This window comes from Desulfobacter sp., assembly GCF_050177295.1.
Map to the genome: position 1 here is coordinate 1 of NZ_JBFXHE010000351.1, position 4,665 is coordinate 4,665.

3 protein-coding genes and 1 pseudogene are annotated in these 4,665 nt (G+C 44.1%); all 4 read left to right on the top strand.

Going from position 1 to position 4,665, the window contains the following annotated elements:
* Positions 1–311 (top strand): annotated as a pseudogene (locus tag AB7U36_RS18725) (TIGR04211 family SH3 domain-containing protein); the annotation flags it as partial.
* Between the two features lie 51 nt (positions 312–362).
* A complete protein-coding gene (nadB, locus tag AB7U36_RS18730) occupies positions 363–1,979 on the top strand; it encodes an L-aspartate oxidase (protein WP_428161176.1) in 1,617 nt (538 codons plus the stop codon).
* A 357-nt stretch (positions 1,980–2,336) separates the two neighbouring features.
* Positions 2,337–3,923 carry a phosphoglucomutase, alpha-D-glucose phosphate-specific gene (locus tag AB7U36_RS18735; RefSeq protein ID WP_428161177.1) on the top strand — a complete coding sequence of 529 codons (1,587 nt, stop codon included), beginning with the start codon at positions 2,337–2,339 and terminating at the stop codon, positions 3,921–3,923.
* 156 nt (positions 3,924–4,079) lie between these two features.
* Positions 4,080–4,665 (top strand): DUF2279 domain-containing protein (locus tag AB7U36_RS18740; RefSeq protein ID WP_428161178.1); only part of this gene is annotated, 586 nt, incomplete at its 3' end.

Here is a 4,665-nt window from a genome sequence, read left to right on the forward strand (position 1 = left end):
GCCTGGCATCAAAGCTTTCCGCTGTAGAAGAAACTGCAAGAACCTTGGAGGTTCAGAACAAGGAGTTGACGGAAATTGCGCAGAAATATAAGCAACTCAAAGATGCTTCCGCAGGTTACCTGAAGCTTGAGATCAAACATAAAGCGCTTTTGGAACAGTCCCGGGAACAGGAAGAACGTATTAAAAACCTTGAACAAAGCATCAAAAGCGAAGTAAAATTTGCGTTGCTTTCCGGGGCCGGTGTTTTTATCGTGGGCCTGATTTTCGGAATGAGTACCCGCAAGAAAAGAAGAGGTTCCCTTTTATCCTGATTTATCCTTAATTTTTTTAACACACCATTTAACATATTAAAGTATTGAGAAATGATTGAAACCGATTTTCTGGTTATTGGCAGCGGTGTTGCCGGTTTAAGCTATGCCTTGAAGGTTGCACAGTTTGGCAGGGTGGTCATTATCACCAAAAAAAAAATATATAAAACCAATACGGCACTTGCCCAGGGCGGCGTTGCTGCGGTATTCAGCAAAACAGATTCCTTTGAAAATCATGTGGCAGACACCCTGGCTGCAGGGGACGGACTTTGCGACGAAGATGTGGTGCGCATGGTGGTGGAAAACGGTCCGGAAAGAATTCGTGAGTTGGTGGATTTGGGAGCACGGTTCAATCTGGAGGGTGGCGGGAAGTATGACTTCTCTCTAGGCCGGGAGGGCGGACATTCCCAGAACAGAATCATCCATGCCCGGGACCTCACCGGTAAGGAAATTGAAGATGTTCTGGTACACAATGTTGAACAGCATGAAAATATAACCATTTTGGAAAACCATGTTGCCGTCAACCTGATTACCTATTCCACAAGTGTCCGCAGCGGTCTTGTCAGAACCCAGCATGAAAACATCTGCTGCGGGGCTTATGTCCTGGATAATGAGACCGGAAAGGTGGAAACCTTTGCCGCTAAGGTGACTTTGCTTGCCACAGGTGGCGGTTCAAAGGTTTATCTGTATACATCAAACCCTGATACTGCCACAGGGGATGGCATTGCCATGGCATACCGGGCAGGGGCCACCGTGGCAAATATGGAATTTGTTCAGTTCCATCCCACCTGTCTGTTCCACCCCGAAGCCAAGAATTTTCTGATCTCCGAGGCTGTCAGAGGGGAGGGCGCGTATCTTATTGATGAACAGGGTAACCGGTTCATGGGAAAATACTCTCCGGACCTGGAGCTTGCCTGCCGGGACGTTGTGGCCCGGGCCATTGACAGTGAATTGAAAAAAACCGGTGCCGATTCCGTGTTTCTGGATATCACCCATAAGGATCCTGATTTTATCCGGAAACGGTTTCCCAATATTTATGCCAAATGCCTGGAGTTCGGCATTGACATCACCCGGCAGCCCATTCCCGTGGTGCCGGCAGCCCATTATATGTGCGGCGGCGTGGCCACGGATCTTAACGGACGGTCTGACATCCAGTGTCTTTATGCCGTGGGGGAAACCGCCTGCACCGGTCTGCACGGGGCCAACCGCCTGGCTTCCAATTCCCTTCTCGAAGCCCTTGTCTATGCCCATAATGCCGCCCAGTCCTCATTAAAAGAGTTTGAACAGGCTGCGAAGAAATCCACTGTTGATCTGGACCCCTGGGATGAGACCAACACCCTGGATAGTGACGAGGCCATCATGGTCACCCACAACTGGGATGAGATCCGGCGCCTGATGTGGAACTACGTGGGTATTGTCCGTTCGGACAAGCGCCTTCACCGTGCCCAGCGCCGTATTGAGATGATCCAGCATGAGATTGAAGAGTACTACTGGGATTTTAAAATTACGGCAGATCTCATTGAACTGCGCAACCTTGCCACGGTGGCGGAACTGATTATTAAGTCCGCATTAATGCGCAAGGAGAGCCGCGGCCTGCACTACAATCTGTGGTATCCGGACAAGGATGATGCCAATTGCCTGGTGCCGACCCTGGTACAGAAAACTTTTTAAACATAAAGTATTCGTCCATGGTTAAGTCGGCGTAATGTAGCGGCCGCAGAACCCGTTTTCTCCAACGGATGGTCGAGTTTGCGGACACGAGCGGTCTTGAGATTCGCCTTAATTTTCGTAGATACATCATCTCTGGACCATGTTGTTTTGGTCTTTGCATTTTGAGAAGATTCAGCGTATGTAAATGTTATGCCCGGTGTCTTTATCCTTTCTGTGAATGGTTTTTGTTTGGTCACAATATCTATTCACAGACCGGTCAAATTTTATCTACATTATTTTTTTAAAAAATTTTACGAATGGGCATCTCGTGGCCGATCTTATGACCAAGCCCGAAAAATTTTAACAATAGGTGTTTTAATGGAAAAGAGAAATAATACTGAAAAAATAGTATCTTCTTATTATTCAACAGAGATAAAAGGGCAAGTATCTTTCGGGACTTCAGGACATCGAGGTTCATCATTAGACGGTACGTTTAATGAGAAACATATACTAGCTATTTCTCAGGCACTTTGTGATTATCGTAAAAAAAATAAAATTTCAGGCCCCCTGTTTTTAGGTTACGATACTCACGCGCTTTCCTTACCGGCTTTTAAAACGGCATTGGAAGTTTTTGCTGCAAACGATGTGGATGTTTTCATTCACGCAAATTCTGAATATACGCCAACCCCGGTCATTTCGTTTATGATTCTGGAGTACAACCGGACCAATAAAAAGGCGCTTGCAGATGGTGTTATTATTACGCCATCTCATAATCCACCGGAAGACGGAGGATTTAAGTATAATCCACCTCATGGGGGCCCTGCCGATATTGAAATAACAGATTTCATTGAACAAAGAGCAAACCAGCTGATAAATGCCAAGAATTCCGGGATTAAAAGGATTGCTTACCAAAAAGCGTATTCAGCTTCGTCTACACATGAAAGGGATTTTATCACCCCTTATGTAGATGCTTTATCCAATGTGATAGACACGGAAACGATTCATCAATCAAAAATCAAAATCGGCATAGATCCCATGGGGGGGGCGGGTGTAAATTTTTGGGATCCTATTGCTGATAAATATGGATTTGATATTAACGTTGTTAATTCAAAAATTGATAAAACTTTCAGCTTCATGCCCCCGGACCATGATGGAAAAATAAGAATGGATTGCTCCTCACCTCATGCGATGGCAAACTTAATCAGGCTTGCAGAAAAATACGATATTGCATGGGGAAATGATCCGGATTTTGACAGACACGGCATTGTGTGTCCGGATGGTCTGATGAATCCTAACCATTATTTATCCGTGGCCATTTGGTACCTGCTTCAAAACAGGCCTTTATGGGGAAATAACCTTAGCATCGGAAAAACCTTAGTCAGCAGCAGCATGATTGATAAAGTGGTTATGGGATTCAATAAGACGATCTTTGAAACGCCTGTTGGATTCAAATGGTTTGTGAGCGGTTTGATGGAAGGAAAAATCGCCTTTTGTGGTGAAGAGAGTGCCGGCGCAACTTTTTTAAGAAAAAATGGCGCTGTTTGGACGACAGATAAAGATGGGTTTGTTTTGGCATTGCTTGCTGCTGAGATTCTGGCGAAAACCGGGCAAACGCCATCCGAAATTTATAGAGAGACATTGGTATCTGAATTTGGAAATCCTTATTATAGAAGGGTTGACGGACCTATCACAAATGAGCAAAAAACAATACTGTCACAAACATCACCGGATTCAATAAAGGCGACATCGTTGGCAGGGTTATCAATCGTTAACATTCAGACAAAAGCCACGGGAAATAATAGCCCCATAGGCGGTGTAAAAGTCAATTTGTCGGATGGCTCATGGTTTGCTATCAGACCCTCGGGAACTGAACCGAAAATGAAGTTCTATATTGAAAGCTTTGGTGGGGAGGATCTATGGAAAAAAATTCATGATGAAGCCCTTAATCTAATATTCCGCATTTAAAATGTGCATATGATGAAATCCTTATTATGTTGCACATTTTTTTGCTTGATTGCCGTGACCGGCTCTGCCCAGGACCGTTTGACCAAATGCACGTCAGAGCTTTCCTTTTCTGAGAAAAATACAAGAAGTCTTTCAGTCTCCCTGGCAGGAATCGGAGTGATTACGATTTGGGGCGCTTTACAATGGGATTATTTCTCTCAATCACCTCACGCGGGTTCCGAAGGATGGTTTGCAAATACAACCAAAGAGGGAGGGGCGGATAAACTGGGACATCTTTATTCAAGTTATGTGATCTCTCACGCGCTGTCATCCTTATATAAACACTGGTGTTTTGAAAAAGATACTGCCGCATTATACGGGTCGATTTCATCATTTGCCATCATGGGGTATATGGAGTTTGGGGACTCTTTCAGTGAATATGGATTTTCCTATGAAGATATGATTGCAAATCTTCTGGGATGCACTGCTGGATATTTATTGTATAAATATCCGGATCTTGCCGGCAAATTCAGTTTAAGATGGGAATATGGATTTAAGCCTAACGGCACAGATTTTTTAACAGATTATGACAATTCAAAATATCTGCTTGCAGTAAAACTTAACGGATTTGAATCCGTAAATAAAACGTTTTTAAAACATTTTGAATTGCATATGGGGTATTATGCCCGCGGTTTTTCAGATGATAAAGACAAAAAAGAACGAAATTTTTATCTTGGTATCGGCCTGAATTTGACGGATTTAT